The organism is Streptomyces sp. NPDC005775 (assembly GCF_042871565.1).
Classification (GTDB): domain Bacteria; phylum Actinomycetota; class Actinomycetes; order Streptomycetales; family Streptomycetaceae; genus Streptomyces.
In genome coordinates this window covers 215,010-239,063 of sequence record NZ_JBIAIU010000002.1, presented here as the reverse complement: position 1 = coordinate 239,063, position 24,054 = coordinate 215,010, and the positions used below count along the sequence as shown (strand labels likewise).

Annotated in this window: 1 protein-coding gene; it reads left to right on the top strand. The window is 72.0% G+C overall.

Translation table 11 applies throughout. The features are described from left to right. Positions 1 to 86 precede the first annotated feature (86 nt). The gene (locus ACFYPA_RS04665) at positions 87 to 24,053 is read left to right on the top strand and encodes a non-ribosomal peptide synthase/polyketide synthase (protein ID WP_389129466.1); all 23,967 of its coding nucleotides are present in this window, start codon (positions 87 to 89) and stop codon (positions 24,051 to 24,053) included. The last annotated feature ends 1 nt before the right edge of the window (position 24,054 follow it).

The following is a 24,054-nucleotide window of genomic DNA, read 5'->3' as shown; positions in this document are numbered from 1 at the left end:
CCCCACCGACCACGTGACACAGACCGAGGCCGGTGCCGTCGGCGCGCCTTGCGCGCATGCCCACCCATACTTCTGGAGGTACCCCCATGTCCCGTCGTGACGGCGACGTCCTTCCCCTGACCGCTGCCCAGCGGGAGATCTGGCTCGCAGAGCAGCGCTCCCGGACGCCAATCCCGGGATACCGCGTCGGCGAGTGCCTGGAGATCCACGGGCCGGTCGATCCGCAGCTGTTCGACGCCGCGCTCCGCCGGGTCGTGGACGAGGTCGACGCCCTGCACGTGACCTTCGTCGATGACGGTAAAGGCCCACGCCAGGTCCTCCGCGAGACCTGGGACTGGGCCCCCGCGCACCTCGACTTCGGCGCGGAGCCGGATGCCCGCGCTGCGGCCATGCAATGGATGGAGCGGGACCTGGCCCGTCCGCTCGATCTCGCCCGTGACCCGTTGTTCGGCCACGCGCTGATCCAGCTGTCGCCGACGGAGTTCCTCTGGTACCTGAACTACCACCACGTGGTGCTGGACGCGATCAGCAGCTCCATGGTCCGGCAGCGGGTCGGCGAGGTCTACTCGGCCCTGGCCGAGGGCGGCGACGTCCCGCCCTGCCCGTTCGGCTCCCTCCGGGACTTGGTCGACAGCGACGCCGCCTACCGCGCGTCCGCCGACTTCACCGCCGACCGCTCCTACTGGACCGCACGCTTCGCCGATCTGCCCGCCCCGACGCGGCTCACCGACAGTTCCGCGACCGACCCGCACCGCACCCTGCGCCTGGCCGAGGAGCGGGAACTGCGGAGCCCCGACGCGCTGCGGGCCGCGGCCGGCCGGGCCGGTGTCCGATGGTCCCGTGTGGTGATCGCGGCGGCGGCGCTCTACGCCCACCGGTTGAGCGGCGCCCAGGACGTGGTGCTCGCCCTTCCCGTCACCGCCCGTCGGGGCTCCGAGCGCAGCCTGATGTCCGTGCCCGGCACCATGTCCAACGTGGTGCCCCTGCGGCTCACCGTGCGCCCCGACATGCCCTGGGGTGATCTCGTCGCCCAGGTGGCCCGGGAGGTCGAGTCGGCCGTCGCGCACGAGCGCTACCGCAGCGAGGACCTGCTGCGCGACCTCGGCGCACCCGGCAGCATCGCCACGGCCTTTCCGCTGATCGTCAACATCATGGCCTTCAACGCCAGGCCGAGTTTCGCCGGGTACCCCGCGTCGGTGCATCACTTCGTGTCAGGGTCGACCACCGACCTGGCCGTCTGGGTGTTCGACTACCGGGACGGCACCCCCCCGCTCCTCAGACTGCACGGCGCTCCGGAGGCGTACGGCGACGACGAACTCGCCGCGCACCAGCAACGGCTGCTCGCCCTGCTCGACACCGTCGTCGAGTGCGATCCGGACGAGGCAGTGGGCCGGCTTGATCTGCTGTCGGCTGGGGAGCGTGGTGGGTTGGCGGCCCTGGGTGCGGGTCCGGTGGCCGAGGTGTTCGGCGGGAGCGTGTTGGAGTTGTTCCGGGGGCAGGTGGGTGCGGTTCCGGATGCTTTGGCTGTGGTGGGGCCGGAGGTGTCGTTGTCGTTTGCGGAGTTGGATGCGCGGGCGAATCGGTTGGCGCATGTGTTGGTGGCGCGGGGTGCGGGGCCGGAGCGGTTGGTGGCGGTGGCGTTGCCTCGGTCGGCGGGGTTGGTGGTGGCGATTCTCGCGGTGCTGAAGACGGGTGCGGCGTATGTGCCGGTGGATCCGGAGTATCCGTCTGCTCGGATCGCGTATCTGCTGGATGACGCTCGTCCGGTTGTGGTGGTGACGGACTCGGTTGTCGGGGGGCGGTTGCCGCAGGGGCCGGTCGGGCGGTTGGTGGTCGACGAGCCGGGGACGGTTGCCCTGTTGGCGGAGAGTCCGGTGAGCGATCCGTTGGTGGTGGTCGATCCGGCTCATCCGGCGTATGTGATCTACACGTCGGGTTCCACCGGCAGGCCCAAGGGTGTGGTGGCGACCCACGGCGGCCTGCGCAATCTGCTCTGCGACCACCGGCTGGCGCAGTTCGCACCGCGGCCGAAGGACCGGAAGCGGCTGCGGGTGGCGCTGACCACCTCGGTGTCCTTCGACGCCTCCTGGAATCAGTTGATGGCCCCCTTCGCGGGCCACGAACTGCACGTCCTGGACCACGCGACCTGGACCGACCCGGAGGCCTTCGTCGACTACGTGGCGTGCCACGGACTGGACTACGTGGAGGCCACCCCCTCCTACCTCCACGACCTCGTCCCGGCCGGACTGCTGAATGATCCGCGGCACCGTCCCGCGCTGGTCGCGGCCGGCGGTGAGGCTGTCGGCGACCAGCTGTGGGAGCAGTTGCGGGCTGCCGACGGCGCCTCCTGCCTCAACCTCTACGGCCCCTCCGAGTGCACCGTCAACTCCGTGGTCGCACACGTGGGATCGAGCCCGCGCCCGATCATCGGCCGTCCTGTCACCAACGCCCGGATGTACGTGCTCGACGCCGCGTTGCGGCCGGTGCCGGCCGGTGTGCCGGGTGAGCTGTACATCGCCGGTGCGGGGCTGGCGCGGGGTTATCTGAACCGGCCGGGGATGACCTCGGGGAGGTTCGTCGCGGACCCGTACGGTCCCGGCGGCTCGCGGATGTACCGCACGGGTGACCTGGTGCGGTGGAACTCCGACGGGAACCTGGAGTTCCTCGGCCGCACCGACGACCAGGTCAAGATCCGCGGATACCGGATCGAGCCCGGCGAGATCGAGGCGGTCCTCACCGACCACCCGCAGGTCGCTCGCGCCGCCGTCACGGTGCGCACCGACGAGGAATCCCGGCTGGTCGCCCACGTCGTCCCCGTCGAGGGGCAGGCCGTCACGGCGGACGCACTGCGGGCCCGACTGCGGAATCGGCTCCCCGCATACATGGTGCCGTCCGACTTCGTGGTGCTGGACGCGCTGCCGCTGACCCCGAACGGCAAGCTCGACCGGCAGGCCCTCCCGGCGCCCCGGCGGCAGCCCACCGCACCGGGGCGGGCTCCGCGCACCGCGGTCGAGCACCTGCTCCAAGGGCTGTTCGCCGAGGTGCTGGGGATCGCCGAACCCGGTCTGGACGACAGCTTCTTCGACCTCGGCGGACACTCCCTGCTGGCCACCCGGCTGGTCGCCCGAGCCCGGTCGGTACTGGGCGTGGAGCTGAGGCTGCACGACCTGTTCGACGCCCCGACGGTGACGGAACTGGCGGCCGCGGTGGACGCCGCGGGCCGGGCGCGCCCGGCACTGGAACGGTGCGAGCGGCCCGAGATGGTTCCGCTCTCCTCCGCGCAGCGCCGCCTGTGGTTCCTGCACAGGATGGAGGGCCCGAGCGCCACCTACAACATCCCGCTGACACTGCGGATGTCCGGAAGCCTGGACCGGCGCGCCCTGGAAGCCGCCCTCGGGGACGTGGTCGAGCGTCACGAGAGCCTGCGTACCGTCTTCCCGGTGGCCGACGGCGTGCCGTGGCAGCGGGTGCTCGACGCAGACGCCGCACGACCGCTGCTGCGGGTGACCGAGGTCGGCGAGCGCGAGCTGCCCGACAGGCTGGCCCGGGCGGCGCGGCGCGGCTTCGAACTCTCCGACGCGTCGCCGCTGCGCGCCGAACTGTTCCGGCTCGGCGCCGAGGAGCATGTGCTGCTGCTGGTGATGCACCACATCGCCGGTGACGGCTGGTCGACCGGGCCGCTCTCGCGGGACCTGGCGACCGCCTACGGGGCCCGCATCGAGGGAGCGAGGCCGCAGTGGCCGCCGCTCCCGGTCCAGTACGCCGATTACGCCCTCTGGCAGCAGGAGCTGCTGGGCGACGCCGCCGACCCGGAGAGCCTGCGCAACGGCCAACTCGCTTATTGGCGTGCGCGTCTGGCGGACCTGCCCGAGCAGGTCGAGTTGCCCTTCGACCGGCCCCGGCCCGTGGCGATGACCTACCGGGGCGCCCACCTGCCGGTGCGCATCGACGCCGAGCTGCAACGGGGCCTGCGCGAACTCGCCCGCGACGGCGGGGCCAGCCTCTTCATGGTGCTCCAAGCCGGTCTGGCCGCTCTGCTGGGCAAGCTCGGCGCCGGCACCGACGTCCCGATCGGCACGCCGATCGCGGGGCGTACCGACGAGGCCCTGGACGACCTGGTCGGCTTCTTCGTCAACACCCTGGTGCTGCGTACCGACCTGTCCGGGGACCCGTCGTTCACCGAACTGCTGGGCCGGGTGCGCTCCGAGGCGCTGGAGGCCTACGCGCACCAGGAGATGCCGTTCGAGCACCTGGTGGAGGCGTTGAATCCGACCCGGACGCTCGCCCACCACCCGCTGTTCCAGACCACGCTCACCCTCCAGAACGCGCCGCTCGGCACCTTCGACCTGCCGGGGCTGCGGGTGGCGACCGAAGTGGCCCCCACCGGGACGGCCAAGTGCGATCTGAACTTCGTCCTGGCCGAACACCCGGACGGGGGCGGGATGTCGGGCGTGGTGGAGTACAGCACCGACCTCTTCGACGCGGCCACCGTCGCCGGATTCGTCGAGCGGTGGCTGCGGCTGCTGCGTGCCGTCGTCGCCGCCCCCGGGCGGCGGATCGGCCAGGTGGACATCCTGTCCTCCGACGAGCTCCGGGCCCTGCTGCCGACCGACACCGACCGGGGCGGCGCGCTGCCGGAGAGCGGTCTGCCCGCGCTGTTCGAGCGGCAGGTACGGGCGAACCCTGGCGCGACCGCCCTCACGGACGGCGAAGCCACTCTGACCTACGGCCAGTTGAACTCCCGTGCCAACCGGCTGGCACACGCCCTGATCGGCCGGGGGGTGGGGCCGGAGCAGCTGGTGGCGCTGGCTCTGCCGCGCTCGGCGGACCTGGTCGTGGCGGTCCTCGCGGTACTCAAGGCCGGTGCCGCGTACGTCCCGGTGGACCCGGAATACCCCTCCACCCGCATCGCCTACCTGCTCCGGGACACCCGGCCCGCGCTGCTCGTGACGACGAGCAGGACCGGTGAACGGCTGGAGGCCGAGGGCGTGGACCGGCTGCTGCTGGACACCGCCGACCTGGACGAGCTGCCGGACACGGACCCGGGGATCGCCCTCGACCCCGGCCACGCCGCCTACGTCATCCACACGTCCGGTTCCACCGGAAACCCCAAGGGCGTGGTGGTCCCGCACCTCAACGTGGTGCGCCTGTTCGACACCACCCGGGAGCTGTTCGGCTTCTCCGCCGAGGACGTGTGGACCCTTTTCCACTCCTACGCCTTCGACTTCTCGGTGTGGGAGCTGTGGGGCCCGCTCCTGCACGGCGGCCGCCTGGTGGTCGTGGACCACGAGACCAGCCGGTCGCCCGGCCGGTTCCTGGAACTGCTCGCCCGCGAGCGGGTGACGGTGCTCAACCAGACGCCGTCCGCCTTCTACCAGCTGACGCAGGCGGACGCGGAGGCGCCGGAGACCGGACGCCGACTCGCCCTGCGCACGGTGGTGTTCGGCGGCGAGGCGTTGGACCACAGCCGACTGTCGAGCTGGTATCAGCGCCACCCGGACGACGCGCCGCGGCTGGTCAACATGTACGGCATCACCGAAACCACGGTGCACGTCACGTACGCGGCGCTCGACCGGCTGCCTGCCACCGCCGGCCAGATCGGCGCGGCCCTCCCGGACCTGCGCTCGTACGTCCTCGACGACGGCCTGCGGCCGGTGGCCCCGGGCGTGCCCGGCGAGCTGTACGTCGCCGGCGCGGGCCTGGCGCGCGGCTACCTGAACCGGCGCGGCCTGACCGCGGGGCGGTTCGTGGCGGACCCGTTCGGACCGCCGGGATCGCGCATGTACCGCAGCGGCGACGTGGTGCGCCGTGCGGTGGACGGCAGCCTGCGCTACGTCGGCCGGGCGGACCACCAGGTGAAGGTGCGCGGGTTCCGGATCGAACTCGGCGAGATCGAGGCGGCGCTGGCCGCGTGCCCCGGCATCGCCCAGGTCGCCGTCCTGGCCCGGCAGGAACGGGCCGACGACACCCGGCTGGCGGCGTACCTGGTGCCCGCCCGGGGCGCCGCACCCGAAGCCGCCGAGCTGCGCGGCTACCTGCGTGAGCGGCTGCCTGAGTACATGGTGCCCTCCGCGTTCGTCATGCTGGACGCGCTGCCGCTGACCGCCAACGGCAAGCTGGACCATCGGGCCCTGCCCGCCCCGGACACCACCCCGGTGGCCACCCGCCGCGCGCCGCGCACCCCGCAGGAACAGATCCTCTGCGAGCTGTTCGCCGAGGTCCTGGGTGTGGCGTCGGCCGGTGTGGAGGACGGATTCTTCGACCTGGGAGGGCACTCCCTGCTGGCCACCCGCCTGGCCGCCCGTATCCGCGCCACGCTCGGCTTGGAAATGCCGCTGCGCACCCTGTTCGAGGCGCCGACCCCGGCGGGACTGGCCGCCGCCCTGGTGGCCGCCGGGCCGGCGCAAGCCGCCCTGGTACGGCGCGAGCGGCCCGAGATGATCCCGCTGTCGTTCGCTCAGCGACGGCTCTGGTTCCTGCACCAGCTGGAGGGGGCAGGCGCGAACTACCACATCTCCCTCGCCTGGCGCCTGTGCGGGGATCTGGACCGGCGGGCCCTGGAAGCCGCAGTGGCGGACGTGGTGGCCCGGCACGAAAGCCTGCGCACTGTCTTCCCGGCGGTGGACGGCGTGCCGTACCAGCAGGTGCTGGACCTGGCGGCAGCCCGCCCGCGGCTGCTCGTGTCGGCGGTCCGGACCACCGAGGCCGGACTGTCCGCTCTGATCACGACGGCCAAGGACCGTCCGTTCGACCTGGCGGTCGATGTGCCGTTGCGGGTCGAGCTGTTCGAGCTCGCGCCGGACGAGCACGTGCTCCAGGTGGTGCTCCACCACATCGCGGGCGACGGCTGGTCGCTGGGCCCGCTCGTGCAGGGACTGACCTCCGCCTACGCGGCGCGCCACCGCGGCAAGGAGCCGCAGTGGGCGCCCCTGCCGGTCCAGTACGCCGACTACACCCTGTGGCAGCACGAGCTGCTCGGTGACTCCGCCGACCGTGACAGCCTGTTCGCCGGTCATGCGGACTACTGGACCCGTCAGCTGGCCGGCCTGCCGGAGTGCATTCAGCTGCCCACCGACCGGCCCCGCCCGGCGATCGCCTCGCACCGGGGCGGTTCCGTGCACGCCGGGCTGGACGCCGAGCTGCACCGCGGTCTTCGCGAGCTCGCCCGAGCGCACGGGACCAGTCTGTTCATGGTCCTCCAGGCAGGGCTGGCGGCGTTGCTGAGCAAGCTCGGTGCGGGCGACGACATCCCGGTCGGCAGCCCGGTCGCCGGACGTACGGACCAGGCGCAGGACGAACTGGTCGGCTACTTCGTCAACACCCTGGTGTTCCGCACCGACACCTCGGGTGATCCGACGTTCGCCGAGCTGCTGGACCGTGTGCGGGACACGGCGCTGGCCGGGTACGCCCACCAGGACCTGCCGTTCGAATACCTGGTCGAGGTTCTCAACCCGTCCCGGTCGCTCGCGCACCACCCGCTGTTCCAGGTCATGCTGGTGCTGCAGAACGCGCCCAGGGCAGACTTCGCCCCGCCCGGGCTGCGCGTCGACGACATGCCGTCGACGTCGACCACGGCCAAGCTCGACCTGATCTTCACCATGTCCGAGCGGCACGCCGCGGACGGCTCGCCGGACGGGATCGACGGGTCCGTCGAGTACACCACCGACCTGTACGACCCGGCCGCCGTGGAGACGATGATCGGGTGGTGGGAGCGGCTGCTCCGCGCTGCGGTCGCCGACCCGCGGCGGCGGCTCAGCGGGCTCGATCTGCTGTCGGCTGGGGAGCGTGGTGGGTTGGCGGCCCTGGGTGCGGGTCCGGTGGCCGAGGTGTTCGGCGGGAGCGTGTTGGAGTTGTTCCGGGGGCAGGTGGGTGCGGTTCCGGATGCTTTGGCTGTGGTGGGGCCGGAGGTGTCGTTGTCGTTTGCGGAGTTGGATGCGCGGGCGAATCGGTTGGCGCATGTGTTGGTGGCGCGGGGTGCGGGGCCGGAGCGGTTGGTGGCGGTGGCGTTGCCTCGGTCGGCGAGGTTGGTGGTGGCGATTCTCGCGGTGCTGAAGACGGGTGCGGCGTATGTGCCGGTGGATCCGGAGTATCCGTCTGCTCGGATCGCGTATCTGCTGGATGACGCCCGTCCGGTTGTGGTGGTGACGGACTCGGTTGTCGGGGGGCGGTTGCCGCAGGGGCCGGTCGGGCGGTTGGTGGTCGACGAGCCGGGGACGGTTGCCCTGTTGGCGGAGAGTCCGGTGAGCGATCCGTTGGTGGTGGTCGATCCGGCTCATCCGGCGTATGTGATCTACACGTCGGGTTCCACCGGCAGGCCCAAGGGTGTGGTGGCGACCCACCGCGGCCTGCGCAACCTGTTCGCCAATCAGTGTCCGCTGGTCTTCCGCCTGGGGAAGCGGATGCGGATCGGGCTGACCACGTCCGTTTCCTTCGACGCTTCCCTCGACCAGCTGCTCGCCCTCTTCGCGGGCCACGAACTGCACGTTCTGGACGAGGCGACGAGGTCCGATCCGCGGGCCTACCTCGACTACGCCGCCCGGGCCGGGCTGGACACAGTCGGCGGCACCCCGTCCTACCTCCAGGCCCTCGTCGAGAACGGCCTCCTCGACCACCCGCGGTGGCGTCCCACGATGGTCGGGCTGGGCGGCGAGACCGTCCCCGAACAGCTGTGGGAGCGGCTGCGGGCGGCCGACGGGGTGACCTCCCTGAACTACTACGGGCCCTCCGAGTGCACGGTCGACTCGGTCGTCGCGCCCCTGCGATCCAGCCCCCGCCAGGTGATCGGCCGGCCGCTCGGCGGTGTCCGGATGTATGTGCTCGACGCCGCGTTGCGGCCGGTGCCGGCCGGTGTGCCGGGTGAGCTGTACATCGCCGGTGCGGGGCTGGCGCGGGGTTATCTGAACCGGCCGGGGATGACCTCGGGGAGGTTCGTCGCGGACCCGTACGGTCCCGGCGGCTCGCGGATGTACCGCACGGGTGACCTGGTGCGGTGGAACTCCGACGGGAACCTGGAGTTCCTCGGCCGCACCGACGACCAGGTCAAGATCCGCGGATACCGGATCGAGCCCGGCGAGATCGAGGCGGTCCTCACCGACCACCCGCAGGTCGCTCGCGCCGCGGTGATCGTGCGGCAGGACCGCGCACAGGACACCCGTCTGGTCGCCTATCCGGTGCCCGTCACCGGGGCGGAGATCCGGCCGGAGGACCTGCGGGCGCACCTGCGCGAGCGCTTGCCGGACTACATGGTGCCGACCGCTTTCGTCCCGCTCGACACTTTGCCGCTGAACGTGAGCGGCAAGGTGGACCGGCGCGCCCTGCCCGAGCCCGAAACCACCGCCACGGCCGTCGGCCGGGCACCGCGGACTCCTCAGGAGCACGTGCTGGCAGGACTGTTCGCCGAGGTGCTGGGCCTGCCCCAGGTCGGTGTCGACGACGACTTCTTCGATCTCGGGGGGCACTCCCTGCTCGCCACCCGGCTGGTGGCCAGGGCCCGTGCGACGCTGGGCGTGGAGCTCGCCCTGCACACCCTCTTCCGTACACCGACTGTCGCGGGGCTCGCCGCCGGGCTGGGCGGCGCGGGCCGGGCCCGGCTCGCCCTGGAGCGTGGGGAGCGGCCCCAGCGGGTACCGCTGTCGTCCGCTCAGCGCAGGCTCTGGTTCCTGCGCCAGCTCGAGGGCGCCGACTCGGTCTACAACATGCCGCTCGCCTGGCGGCTCTCGGGGCCGCTGGACCTGGCGGCCCTGGAGGCGGCGCTCGGCGACCTCGCCGACCGGCACGAAACCCTGCGCACGGTCTTCCCGAGCGCGGACGGCGTGCCCTACCAGCAGGTGCTGCCCACGGGGGAGGCGCGCCCCAGGGTGCAGGTCACCCGGGCCGACGAGCCGGCCCTGCCAGGACTGCTGGCCGCAGCGGTGGCCGACGGATTCGACATCGCAGCCGAACCGCCCCTGCGCGCCCAGGTGTTCGAGGTGTCGGCGGACGAGCACGTGCTGCTCCTGGTGATGCACCACATCGCCGGCGACGGCTGGTCGTTGGGACCGTTGGCCGCCGATCTGGCCACCGCGTACGCGGCGCGTCGGCGCGGCGAGGCGCCCCAGTGGGCGCCATTGCCCGTGCAGTACGCCGACTACACCGCGTGGCAGCACCGACTGCTGGGTGAAGCGACGGACCGAGAGAGCCTGTCGGCCCGTCAGACGGCTTACTGGACGCGGACGCTCGCGGACCTGCCGGAGCAGATCCGGCTCCCCGCCGACCGTCACCGTCCCGCCATCCCCTCCCACTCCGGCGGCCACTTGGCGATCGAACTGGACGCCGAACTCCATGACGGGCTGATCCGGCTGGGGCGGCAGCACGGCGCCAGCGTGTACATGGTGCTGCAGGCCGCGCTGGCATCGCTGCTGGACAAGCTCGGTGCGGGTACGGACATCCCGGTCGGCAGCCTCATCGCCGGCCGGACCGACCAGGCACTGGACGACCTCATCGGGTTCTTCGTCAACACCCTGGTACTCCGCACGGACACCAGCGGCGACCCGTCCTTCGCCGAGCTGCTGGGCCGGGTCCGGGAGGGTGCGCTCGGCGCGTACGCGCACCAGGACCTGCCGTTCGAGCATGTCGTCGAGGCCCTGAACCCGTCCCGGTCGCTCGCCCGCCAGCCGCTGTTCCAGGTACTGCTCGCGCTGCAGAACGTGCCTCGCACCGAGTTCACGCTGAGCGGTCTGGACACCGAGATCGTCCTGGTGCGGACGCCCACGGCCATGTTCGACCTCGGATTCCACCTGCTGGAGCGCGGCGGCACAGGCGGGCCGGCCGAGGGCATCGTCGGCCGGGTCGAGTACAGCACCGACCTGTTCGACCCCGCCACGGTCGAGGTACTGGTCGCCCGGTGGCAGCGACTGCTCACGGCGGTCGTCGCCGAGCCGGAGCGTCCGCTGAGCCGGATCGACGTCCTCACCCCCGAGGAGCGCCGCGAGCTGCTGGTCGGCCGCAACGACACCGCCCGCCCGGTTCCCTGTGCCACCCTGCCCGGGCTCTTCGAGACGCAGGTCCGGGCGACTCCGGACGCCCCGGCGGTGCTGTTCGAGGACACCGTGCTGACCTACCGCGAGCTGAACCGCCGGGCAAACCGCCTGGCCCACGCGCTGATCGCGCGCGGTGTGGGCCCGGAGCAGGTCGTCGCCCTGCGGCTGCCCCGTTCGGCCGAGCTGGTGGTGGCCGTCCTCGCGGTACTCAAGACGGGCGCGGCGTACCTGCCGGTCGACCCGGACTACCCGGCCGTCCGCATCGAGTACATGCTGCGGGACGCCTGTCCGGCCGTGGTGCTCGACGACCTCGCGGCCGTCACACCGGCCGGCCCGTTGCCGGAGCATGATCCGGCCGTCCCGGTGGACAGCCGGCACCCGGCCTATGTCATCTACACCTCCGGTTCCACCGGCCGACCCAAGGCCGTGGTGATGCCCGTCGGCGGACTGCTGAACCTGCTGGCCTGGCACCACCGGGCCGTCGGCGGGGAACCCGGCACGCGCACCGCGCAGTTCACCGCGATCAGCTTCGACGTTTCGGTGCAGGAGGTGCTCTCCGCGCTGCTGTACGGCAAGACCCTGGTGGTACCGACCGAGGAGCAGCGCCGCAGCGCCGAACTGTTCGCCCACTGGCTGGACCGGCACCGGGTCGAGGAGCTGTTCGCGCCGAACCTGGTGGTCGAGGCGCTGGCCGAGGCCGCCGAGGAGGCGGGGCTGGACCTGCCGCACCTGCGACTGGTCGCGCAGGCCGGAGAGGCGATGCGGCTGGGCGGTGCCGTGCGCCGCCTCCAGGCAGGACGACCGGGCCGGGTGCTGCACAACCATTACGGACCCGCCGAAACGCACGTGATCATCGCCTACGCGCTGCCGGCCGATCCCACCGGTTGCCCGCTGCCGGTACCGATCGGGCGTCCGATCTCCAACTGCCGCGCGTACGTGCTGGACTCGGCCCTGCGACCGGTGGCCCCCGGTGTGCTGGGTGAGCTGTATCTGGCCGGAGCGGGGCTCGCCCGCGGCTATCTGAACCGGCCGGGGCTGAGCGCCGGACGCTTCGTCGCCGACCCGTACGGTCCGGCGGGCACGCGGATGTACCGCACCGGTGACCTGGTGCGCTGGCGTGCCGACGGCGAGCTGGAATTCGCCGGCCGGATCGACCACCAGGTCAAGGTGCGCGGATTCCGGGTCGAGCCGGGCGAGATCGAGGCCGAGCTCACCGCGCACCCGGGCGTCGCCCAGGTCGCGGTACTCGCCCGGGAAGACCGGATCGTCGCCTACGTCGTCTCTTCCGACGGGGCCGGGACCGACACGGGAGCGCTGGCGGCGTACCTGCGCGAGCGGCTGCCGGACTACATGGTGCCGTCCGCGTTCGTGCTGCTCGACGCGCTGCCGCTGACGCCGAACGGCAAGCTGGACCGGGCGGCCCTGCCCACGCCGGAACCTGCCACGACCGCAGGTGGCCGGGCGCCGCGTACCCCCCAGGAGCAGATCCTGTGCGAGCTGTTCGCCGAGGTGCTGGGCCTCGCCCGGGTCGGGGTCGACGAGGACTTCTTCGCGCTGGGCGGGCACTCCCTGCTCGCCACCCGGCTGGTCTCACGGGTCCGGGCGACCCTCGGGGTCGAACTGGAACTGCGCGCCCTGTTCCGCAGTCCGACCCCTGCCCGGATGGCGGCCGGACTGCATGACGCCGGAACCGCACGGCAGGCCCTGGTGCCCAGGCCCCGCCGTGAACCGATGCCGCTGTCGTTCGCCCAACGGCGGCTCTGGTTCCTCCAGCAGTTCGGGGCGCCGAGCGCCACGTATCACATGCCGCTGGCCCTGCGGCTCTCCGGAGACCTCGACCGGGCCGCGCTGAGCGCCGCGCTCGTGGACGTCGTGACCCGGCACGAGACCCTGCGCACGGTCTTCCCGCACACGGGTGGAGTCCCGCACCAGAGGGTGCTCGACACCGCCGAGGCCGCCCTCCCGCTGACCGTGCGCACGGCCGGAGAGCAGGAGGTACGCGCCCTGCTGCGGGAGTCGGCGGTGCGCGGCTTCGACCTCACCTCGGAAGTACCCCTGCGGGCGGAGCTGTTCGCCGTTGCGCCGGACGAGCACGTACTGCTGCTGGTCATGCACCACATCCTCGGGGACGGCTGGTCCATGGGCCCGCTCGCCCGTGACCTGGCCACCGCCTACACCACACGGCAGGGTGGCGAAGCGCCGGTGTGGCCCCCGCTGCCGGTGACGTACGGCGACTACACCCTGTGGCAGCACGAGATCCTGGGCGACGAGAACGACGCCGAGAGCGTGTTCACCCGCCAGGTCGCCTACTGGAAGCGGACGCTGGCCGGGTTGCCCGAGCACCTGCGACTGCCCGCCGACCGGCCGCGCCCGGCCGTCATGTCGTACGGCGGCGACCTGCTGGAACTCACGATCGACGCCGAACTGCACGGGAAGCTGGTGGAGCTGGCGCGACGGTCGGGGGCAACCCTGTTCATGGTGTTGCAGGCGGCGTTGGCGGCGTTGTACACGCGGTTGGGTGCGGGTACGGATATCGCGATCGGGAGTCCGATCGCGGGGCGTACGGATGAGGCGCTGGACGATCTGGTCGGGTTCTTCGTGAACACGTTGGTGCTGCGTACCGACACGAGCGGTGATCCGACTTTCGCGGAGTTGTTGGGCCGGGTGCGGGAGACGGCGTTGTCGGGTTACGCGCACCAGGACGTGCCGTTCGAGCACTTGGTGGAGGCGCTGAACCCGTCCCGGTCCCTCTCCCACCACCCGCTGTTCCAGACCGGGCTGGTCGTGCAGAACGCGCCGGGCGGCGACTTCGAACTGCCGGGACTCACGGTCTCCGGGATGGCCGTGCTCACCGGGACCGCGAGGCTCGACCTGACCTTCGGGTTCGCGGAGGAACACGGGCCCGACGGCGCGCCGGCCGGGCTTGGCGGAGCGATCGAATACAGCACCGACCTGTTCGACCGCCCGACGGTCGAGCTCCTGGCCGCCAGGTGGACCAGGCTGCTGGCCGCCGTCGCCGCGGCGCCCGACCGGCCGATCGGCGGGATCGACCTGCTCACCGCCGGGGAACGCGGCGAACTGATGCTCGTCGCCGAGGACCCGGCGCCCGGCGGGAGCCTGCCCGAGCTCTTCGCGGCGCGGGTTGCGGTGTCGCCGGATGCGGTGGCGCTGGTCTGTGAGGCGGAGGAGTTGACGTATGAACAGCTCGATGTGCGGGCGAACCGGTTCGCGCATGCGTTGATCGCGCGGGGCGTTGGTCCGGAGCAGGTTGTGGCGGTGGCTTTGCCGCGGTCGGTGGAGTCGGTGGTGGCGGTTCTGGGTGTGCTGAAGGCGGGTGCGGCGTATCTGCCGGTGGATCCGGGGTATCCGGCGTCGCGGATCTCGTTCATGCTCGCGGACGCTTGTCCGGCGGTGGTGATCGACGATCCCGCGATGGTGGCGGACGTTGACGGGCTGCCGGAGACAGGTCCGGAGGTAGCGGTCGACATCCGGCACCCGGCTTACGTGATCTACACCTCGGGCTCGACAGGCCGCCCCAAGGGCGTCGTCGTGAGCCACGCCGGCGTGGCGGGCCTGGTGGCGACGCAGGTGGACCGGCTCGGGGTGAAGCCGGGCAGCCGGGTGCTCCAGTTCGCCTCGCCGAGCTTCGACGCGTCCTTCTGGGACCTCTGCAGCGCGCTGCTCACCGGCGCCGCCCTCGTCCTGGCCCCGGCCGAAGTCCCTTTGGATGCCCTGACGGACCCCAGTCTCGCCGTCACCCACGTGACGCTGCCGCCCTCGGCTCTGGCCGCGCTGGACACCGCCGCACTCACGGCCACCACCCTGGTGGTGGCGGGCGAGGCGTGTCCGCCGGAGCTGGTGGAGCGCTGGGCACCCGGACGCCGGATGATCAACGCGTACGGCCCGACCGAGACGACCGTGTGCGCGACCATGAGCGATCCGTTGTCTCCGGGGTCCGGCGTGCCGCCGATCGGACGAGCGGTGGCGGGCTTCCGGGTGTACGTGCTGGACGAGCGGCTGCGCCTCGTACCGCCGGGTGTGGAAGGGGAGCTGTACGTCGCCGGACCTGGTCTGGCACGCGGCTACCTGAACCGTCCGGGGCTGACGGCGGGACGGTTCACCGCCTGCCCGTTCGGGCCGGCGGGCGCGCGGATGTACCGCACCGGCGACCTGGTGCGGCGTAGGACCGACGGCGCACTGGAGTACGTCGGCCGCGCCGACCAGCAGGTGAAGGTCCGCGGCTTCCGCGTCGAGCCCGGCGAGATCGAGGCCGCGCTGGCCGAGCACCCCGCCGTCGCCCAGGCGGCCGTCGTGGCTCGGGACGACCGGCTCATCGGATACGTGGCGACCCGTTCCCACCTGGCCGTCCGTCCCGCGGAGCTGGCGGCGCACCTGCGCGAGCGCCTGCCGGACTACCTGGTGCCGTCCGTCTTCGTGGTGATGGATGCGTTGCCGTCGACGCCGAACGGGAAGCTGGACAGGGCGGCGCTGCCCACGCCCGAACGCACTCCCCAAGGCAGCGGACGGGCGCCGCGCACGCCGCAGGAGCAGATCCTCGCCGAGTTGTTCGCCGAGGTGCTGGACGTGCCGAAGGTCTCCGTCGACGACGACTTCTTCGCGCTGGGCGGGCACTCCCTGCTCGCCACCAGGCTGGTCGCCAGGCTGCGCTCGGTCCTCGGCGTTGAACTCGGGCTGCGCGCACTCTTCCAGGCACCCACCGTGGCCGGCCTGGCCGAGGTGCTGACCGAGGCCGGCCGGGCACGCCCGGCGCTGACCGCGTACGAGCGGCCCGAGGCTGTGCCGCTGTCCTTCGCCCAGCGCCGTCTCTGGTTCCTGCACCGCATGGACGCCGCCGCCGCGACGTACCACATCCCGCTGGCACTGCGGCTGACCGGAACACTCGATCGTGCCGCGCTGGACCATGCGCTCGCGGATGTGGTGGTCCGGCACGAGAGCCTGCGAACGGTGTTTCCCGAAATCGACGGCGTACCTTGCCAGCGTGTACTGGACTCTGCCTCGGTACGTCTTCCGGCCCATCCGGCCGAGGTGACACAGGACGCACTGAATCAGTGTCTCGCCGACTTCGCCCGGCAGCCCTTCGACCTGGCGACGGAGCCGCCGCTGCGGGTGGAACTGTTCGCCCTGGCGCCGGACGAGCACGTACTGCTGCTGGTCATGCACCACATCGCCGCCGACGGCTGGTCCACCGGACCGCTCGCCCGCGACCTGGCCGAGGCGTACGCGGCTCGATGTGAAGGCCGGACGGCGAGCCGGTCGGCCCTGCCGGTGAGTTACGCCGACTACACGCTGTGGCAGCGCGAGCTGCTCGGTGATGCCGCCGATCCGCAGAGCCGATTCGCCGAGCAACTCGACTACTGGAAGCGGCAGCTGTCCGACCTGCCGGAGCTCCTCCAACTGCCCACCGACCGGCCGCGTCCCGCCGTCGCAGGCTGGCGCGGGGACCACATGGGCTTGGAGCTGAACTCAGAACTTCACACCGCCCTGCAGGAGTTGGCGCGGAGTACCGGGACGAGTCTGTTCATGGTGTTGCAGGCGGCGTTGGCGGCGTTGTACACGCGGTTGGGTGCGGGTACGGATATCGCGATCGGGAGTCCGATCGCGGGGCGTACGGATGAGGCGCTGGACGATCTGGTCGGGTTCTTCGTGAACACGTTGGTGCTGCGTACCGACACGAGCGGTGATCCGACTTTCGCGGAGTTGCTGGGCCGGGTGCGGGAGACGGCGTTGTCGGGTTACGCGCACCAGGACGTGCCGTTCGAGCACTTGGTGGAGGCGCTGAACCCGTCCCGGTCCCTCTCCCACCACCCGCTGTTCCAGACCATCCTGGCTGTGCAGAACGCCCCCATGGGCCGGTTCTCGTTGCCCGGCCTGGACGTCGCCACCTACGCGGTCGCGACCGGAACCGCCAAGTTCGACCTCGGAGTGAGCATGGTCGAACAGTTCGGTCCGGACGGAAATCCGGCCGGAATCGTCGGCGCCGTCGAATACGCCACCGACCTGTTCGACCACTCGACGGTCGCCTCCCTGGTCCGGCGCTGGACGCTCCTGCTGGAGGCCGTCACCGCCGACCCGGAGCAGGCGATCGGAGGGATCGACCTCCTCGACACCGACGAGCGGCACCGACTGGTGGAACAGGACAACGCGACGGTCCGGGACGTGGGCACTGTCCCGCTGCCGCAGGCCCTCGCGGCGCGGGTTGCGGTGTCGCCGGATGCGGTGGCGTTGGTCGGTGACGCGGAGGAGTTGACGTACGGACAGCTCGATGTGCGGGCGAACCGGTTCGCGCATGCGTTGATCGCGAGGGGGGTCGGTCCGGAGCAGGTTGTGGCGGTGGCCTTGCCGCGGTCGGTGGAGTCGGTGGTGGCGGTTCTGGGTGTGCTGAAGGCGGGTGCGGCGTATCTGCCGGTGGATCCGGGGTATCCGGCGTCGCGGATCTCGTTCATGCTCGCGGACGCGCGTCCGGCGGTGGTGATCGACGATCCCGCGATGGTGGCGGACGTTGACGGGCTGCCGGAGACAGGTCCGGAGGTAGCGGTCGACATCCGGCACCCGGCTTACGTGATCTACACCTCGGGCTCGACAGGCCGCCCCAAGGGCGTCGTCGTGAGCCACGCCGGAGTGGCGAGCCTGGTAGCCGCACAGATCGAGCGCTTCGCGATCGAACCCGCCAGCCGCGTCCTCCAGTTCGCCTCGCCCAGCTTCGACGCGTCGGTTTCGGAGATCTTCACCGCCCTGCTGTGCGGCGCGGCCCTGGTGCTGCCCCCGGCGGCAGAGCCACTTGCCGCGCTGACCGATCCGGCCCTCGGCATCACCCACGTGACCGTGCCCCCCTCCGTCCTCGCCGCAGTGCCGGACGGCGAGGTCACCGTCTCGACGCTGGTGGTGGCGGGCGAGGCGTGCCCGCCGGAGCTGGTGGAGCGCTGGGCGCCCGGACGCCGGATGATCAACGCGTACGGCCCGACCGAGACCACGGTGTGCGCGACCATGAGCGACCCGCTGTCCCCGGTGGCCGGTGTGCCGCCGATCGGCCGGCCGATCGCCAACGCCCGGGTGTACGTGCTGGACGACCGGCTGCTGCCGGTGCCGCCCGGCGTGACGGGTGAGCTGTACGTCGCGGGCGCGGGTCTCGCGCGGGGGTACCTGAACCGGCCGGGTCCGACGGCCGGGAGGTTCGTCGCTTGCCCGTTCGGGCCGGCAGGTGCGCGCATGTACCGCACCGGCGACCTGGTGCGCCGACGGGGCGACGGTCAGCTGGAGTACGTCGGCCGCGCCGACGACCAGGTGAAGGTCCGCGGCTTCCGCGTCGAGCCCGGCGAGATCGAGGCCGCGCTGGCCGAGCACCCCGCCGTCGCCCAGGCGGCCGTCGTGGCTCGGGACGACCGGATCGTCGGCTACGTCGTCCCGCGCCAGGACACGCCCCGGGACGGCGGGCTCGAAACGGACCACGTGGGCGAGTGGCAGGACATCTACGACGCCCTGCCCATCGCCCCCGAAGAAGCGGCCTTCGGTCACAACTTCGTCGGTTGGAACAGTAGTTACGACTCCGACCCGATTCCCGTCGAGCAGATGCGGGAGTGGCGGGACGCCACCGTGACCCGCATCCTGGCCCTGCGGCCGCGCCGGGTGCTGGAAGTCGGTGTCGGTACCGGTCTGCTGCTCTCGCAGGTCGCGCCGCACTGCGAGACCTACTGGGCGACCGACTTCTCCGCCACCGCGATCGACGCCCTGACCACCCAAGTGGCCGGAGAGCAGGCGCTGGCCGGGCGCGTGGTGCTGCAGACCCGTCCGGCGCACGACACCGACGGGCTGCCGGCCGGGGAGTTCGACACCATCGTGATCAACTCGGTGGTGCAGTACTTCCCGTCCGCCGACTACCTCGCCGACGTGATCGGAAAGCTGATGCGGCTGCTCGCCCCCGGAGGCGCGGTCTTCATCGGTGACGTCCGCAACCTGCGGCTGCTGCGCCCGCTCGCCACCGCCGTCCAGCTGCACCGGACCGGCGACGGCACCGACCTCGCAGCCGTGCGCCACGCGGTGGAGCAGGCCGTGAGGGTGGAGAAGGAACTGCTGGTCGACCCGGACTTCTTCACCGCACTGCGAACCCGGGGCACGGACATCGGCGCGGTGTCCGTGGAGATCAAGCGGGGCCGCCACCACAACGAACTGTCCCGCTACCGCTACGACGTGACGCTGCACAAGTCTCCGATCACGCCGAAGGCCCCGGACCGGCGGCCCGTCGAGCTGGCATGGGGGCGACAGATCACCACGTCGGCCGAGCTGCGCGAGCTGCTCGCCCAGCCGCCCGCCGAGGTGCTGCGGATCACCGGGGTGCCGAACCGCCGTGTGGTGCGGGAAGTCGCCCTGGCCAGGTCGGTGCAGGACGGGGACGCGCCGCTCGCGGAGCTGTGGGAGCGGCTGCGCGCCACTGAAGACACCTCCGAAGAGAGCGGCCTCCCCGACCCGGAGGATTTCCACGCCCTCGGGCGGGAGTTCGACCGCGTGGTGGCGGTCACCTGGTCGGCGAGCACGGCCGAAGCCGTGGACGTCGTCTTCGCCGGCCCGCGGACGCTGCGCGACTCCCCGATCGAGCCGTACCGGCCTGCCGGGGCCCCCGGCAGGGCGCTGTCATCGCTGACCAATCACCCGACCAGCAGCCGGGGGGCCGGCGCCCTCATCGGCGAAGTCCGGGACTGGCTGCGCGGACGGCTGCCCGACTACTTGGTGCCGTCGGCGTTCGTGGCGCTGGACGCGCTGCCGCTGACAGCCAGCGGCAAGCTCGACCGCCGCGCACTGCCCGCCCCCGACCTCGGCGCCGCCGTGGCCGGGCGGGCGCCGCGCACCCCGCAGGAGCAGCTCCTCGCCGAACTGTTCGCCGAGGTGCTCGGGCTTGCCCAGGTCGGGGTCGAGGACAACTTCTTCGACCTCGGGGGGCACTCCCTGCTGGCGACCCGCCTCGCCGCCAGGGTCCGGACGACCCTCGGCGCGGAGCTGGAGGTCCGGACCCTGTTCGAGACGCCGACCGTGGCCGCACTGGCGGCCCGCCTGGACGGCTCCGGCGCGGCACGGCCCGCGCTGGCCGCCCGCCCTCGCCCCGAGCGGGTCGAGCTGTCCTTTGCCCAGCGCCGCCTGTGGTTCCTGCACCAGATGGACGGGCCGAGCGCCACCTACAACATGCCGCTCGCGCTGAGCCTGACCGGCGACCTCGACCGCTCGGCCCTGCATTCCGCGCTCGCGGACGTGATCGGCCGGCACGAGAGCCTGCGGACGGTCTTCCGCGAGACCGACGGCGTCCCGTACCAGGTCGTCCTGAGCACCGAACGGGCGCACCCGGAGCTCCCGGTGGTCGAGCTCGACGAGAGCCGGCTGGCCGAGCGGCTGGCGGACGCGGCCCGGTGCGGGTTCGACCTGGCCGCCGATCCGCCGGTCCGGGCCGAGCTGTACGCGCTCGCCCCCAACCATCACGTACTGCTGGTCGTGGTGCACCACATCGCCGCGGACGGCTGGTCGATGGGACCGCTCTCCGGTGACCTCGCGGAGGCCTACGCGGCGCGCTGCCGGGGCGAGGGGCCCCAGTGGGCCCCGCTGGCGGTGCAGTACGCCGACTACACCCGCTGGCAGCGCGACCTGCTCGGCGACGCCACCGACCCGAACAGCCTGTTCGCCCGGCAGCTCGCCTACTGGAAGCAGGAGCTGGCAGGCATTCCGCAGCAGTTGCAGCTGCCCGCCGACCGGCCCCGCCCGCCGGTGGCCTCCCAGCGGGGCGACCGGGTCGTGGTTCGAATGGACCCCGAGCTGCACCAGGCATTGCGCGACCTGGCCACCGCGCGCGGCGCCAGCATGTTCATGGTGCTGCAAGCCGGCCTCGCCGCCCTGCTCACCCGGCTCGGTGCCGGAACGGACATCCCGATCGGCAGCCCGATCGCCGGCCGTACCGACCAGGCACTCGACGAGCTCGTCGGCTTCTTCGTCAACACCCTGGTGCTGCGCACCGACACCGGGGGCGACCCCGGCTTCGCCGACCTGCTCGGCCGGGTACGGCACAAGGCGCTCACCGCGTACGACCACCAGGACGTGCCGTTCGAGTACCTGGTCGAGGTTGCCAATCCGGTGAGGTCGCTCGCCCACCACCCGCTGTTCCAGATCATGCTGGCCCTCCAGAACGCGCCGCTCGGCGAGTTCGCGCTGCAAGGGCTGGAGACGGGTCACGTGGAGGCCCCGACCGGGACTTCACGGGTCGACCTGACGTTCAGCCTGGCCGAGCAGTTCGCCCCGGACGGCCAAGCCGCCGGTCTGGTCGGCGCTGTGGAGTACGCCACCGACCTCTTCGACGCGTCCACCGTGGAGCTGCTGTTCGAGCGCTGGGTCCGCCTGCTGCAGGCGGCGGTCGCCGACCCGGACCTTGCGATCAGCCTGATCGACCTCATGTCCGACGAGGAACGCCACCGGCTGCTGTACGCGGTGAACGACACGGCCACGGAGCTGCCGTCGGCCTCGGTGCCGGCGCTCTTCGCCCGTCAGGTGCGGGCTACACCGGACGCGGTGGCGGTCGTGGCGGGCGGCACCGAGCTGACCTACGCGGAACTCGACCTGCGGGCCGACCGCCTGGCGAGGGCGCTGATCCGCCAGGGCGTGCGGCCGGAGACGCCGGTCGCGGTCCTGCTGGACCGCTCGGCGGAGCTGGTCGTGGCGATCCTGGCGATCATCAAGGCCGGCGGTGCCTACGTACCCCTGGACTCGCGATTCCCCTCGTCCCGGATCGACCTGATCCTGCGGGAGAGCGGAGCGGCCGTCGTGCTCACCGAGGAAGTGCTCGCCGCACTGACGCAGTCCGAGGAAGCCGGTGGCAGCGCAGTCGAAGTGCACTGCCACGAGGCGCAGTTGGCGTACATCATGTACACCTCCGGTTCGACCGGACGTCCGAAGGGCGTGGCCGTCACCCACCGGGACGTGGTGGGCCTCGCGCTGACCCCCGAGTGGCGTGCGCGCGGTGGCGGACATGAGCGGGTGCTGATGCACTCCCCGACCGCCTTCGACCTCTCGACCTACGAACTGTGGGTTCCGCTGCTCAACGGCGGCCGGGTCGTGGTCGCACCGCCCGAGCGGCTCGACCTCGACCTGCTCCAGCACACGATCAGCGCGCACGGAGTGACCGGGCTGTGGCTGACCGCCGGACTCTTCCGGCTGGTCGCCGAGGAGCGTCCCGGCCTGCTCGCCGGGGTGCGCGAGGTGTGGACCGGCGGCGACGTGGTCTCCCCGGCCGCCGCCGCCCGGGTGCTGGCGGCCTGCCCAGGCATCGAGGTGGTCAACGGCTACGGCCCCACCGAGGCCACCACCCTGGCCACCTGCCACCCGGTGCACGACCTCCCCGAGAACGCCGCGACCGTGCCGATCGGCGCGCCGATGGCGAACATGCGCGCCTACGTGCTCGACGACCGGCTGCGGCCGGTGCCGACGGGCATGGTCGGTGAGCTGTACCTCGCGGGAACGGGCGTGGCCCGCGGCTACTTCGGTCGGCCCGGCCTCACGGCGGAGCGCTTCACCGCCGACCCGTACGGCCCGGCAGGGAGCCGCATGTACCGCACCGGCGACCTCGCCTGGTGGCTCCCCGGTGGCGCGCTGGAGTTCGCCGGACGCGTCGACCACCAGGTCAAGCTGCGCGGTCTGCGGATCGAGCCCGGAGAGATCGAGGCGGTCCTGGCCAGTTGCGCGGGCGTCGCCCAGGCGGCCGTCGTCGCCCGTGAGGACAGGCCCGGTGACAAGCGGCTGGTCGCCTACCTGGTGGCCGCGCCCGAGGGCCCGCCCGAGACGGCCGAGCTGTCCGGACGGCTGCGCCGCGAACTCCCCGACTACATGGTGCCGGCGGCGTTCGTCACCGTGGAGGCGCTGCCGCTGACCGCCAACGGCAAGCTCGACCGGGCCGCTCTGCCCGCTCCGGACTACGGGGCGTCGGACGCCGGTCGCGGCCCGCGGACACCGCAGGAGCAACTCCTGTGCGGCCTCTTCGCCGAAGTCCTCGGCCGGGAGCAGGTCAGCATCGACGACGGCTTCTTCGACCTGGGCGGCCACTCGCTGCTTGCCGCCAGGCTGGCCTCCCGGGTCCGCGAGACCCTCGGCCTGGAGCTGGGTCTGCGCCTGCTGTTCGAGGCGCCGACCGTGGCCGGGCTCACCGAACGCCTGGCCATGAACGATCCCGAAGACGCGTTGGACGTGCTGCTGCCACTGCGTTCGACCGGGACGGAACCACCGCTGTTCTGCGTCCACCCCGGCGGCGGCATCAGCTGGTCGTACAGCGGGCTGCTGAACCACCTCGGCCCGCAACACCCGGTCTACGCGCTCCAGGCACGCGGCCTCGGCCGGCCCGAGCCGCTGCCTACCTCCTACGAGGAGATGGCATCCGACTACGCCGACCACGTCCAGAAGATCCAGCCGCAGGGCCCGTACCTGCTGCTCGGCTGGTCCGCGGGCGGGCTTATCGCTCACGCGCTGGCCTGCGAGCTGCAGGCGCGCGGTGAGCGGACCGCACTGCTGGCGATCCTCGACGCATACCCGGTGAAGGATGTGCGGTTCGAGGAAGAGCCGGTTCCCACCGTGCGGGACGTGCTCGTCGGGGTGCTCGACGTCGACCCGGACGAGCTGGGTGACCGGGACATCACCTACGCCGAGGTCGTCGAAGTCCTGAACCGGCGAGGCAGCGCGCTGGCCGGCCTGAACGAGCGGCAGGTGGAGGTGATCGTCCAGATCATGATCAACAACGCGAAGCTGGCGGTCGACTTCGTTCCCGGCAGGTACGACGGCGACCTGCTGCTCTTCAACTCCACGATCGGCCGGGGCGACGACGACGCCGGCCCGGAGGTCTGGCACCCGTACATCGCGGGCCGGATCGAATCGCACGAGATCACCACCCGGCACGACCAGATGACCCAAGCAGGATCGCTGTCCCAGATCGGACCGATCCTGTCCGCCGGGATCGCCGAAGCCACCGGCGCTACCACCCTTTCCCTACAGGAGGACTGAC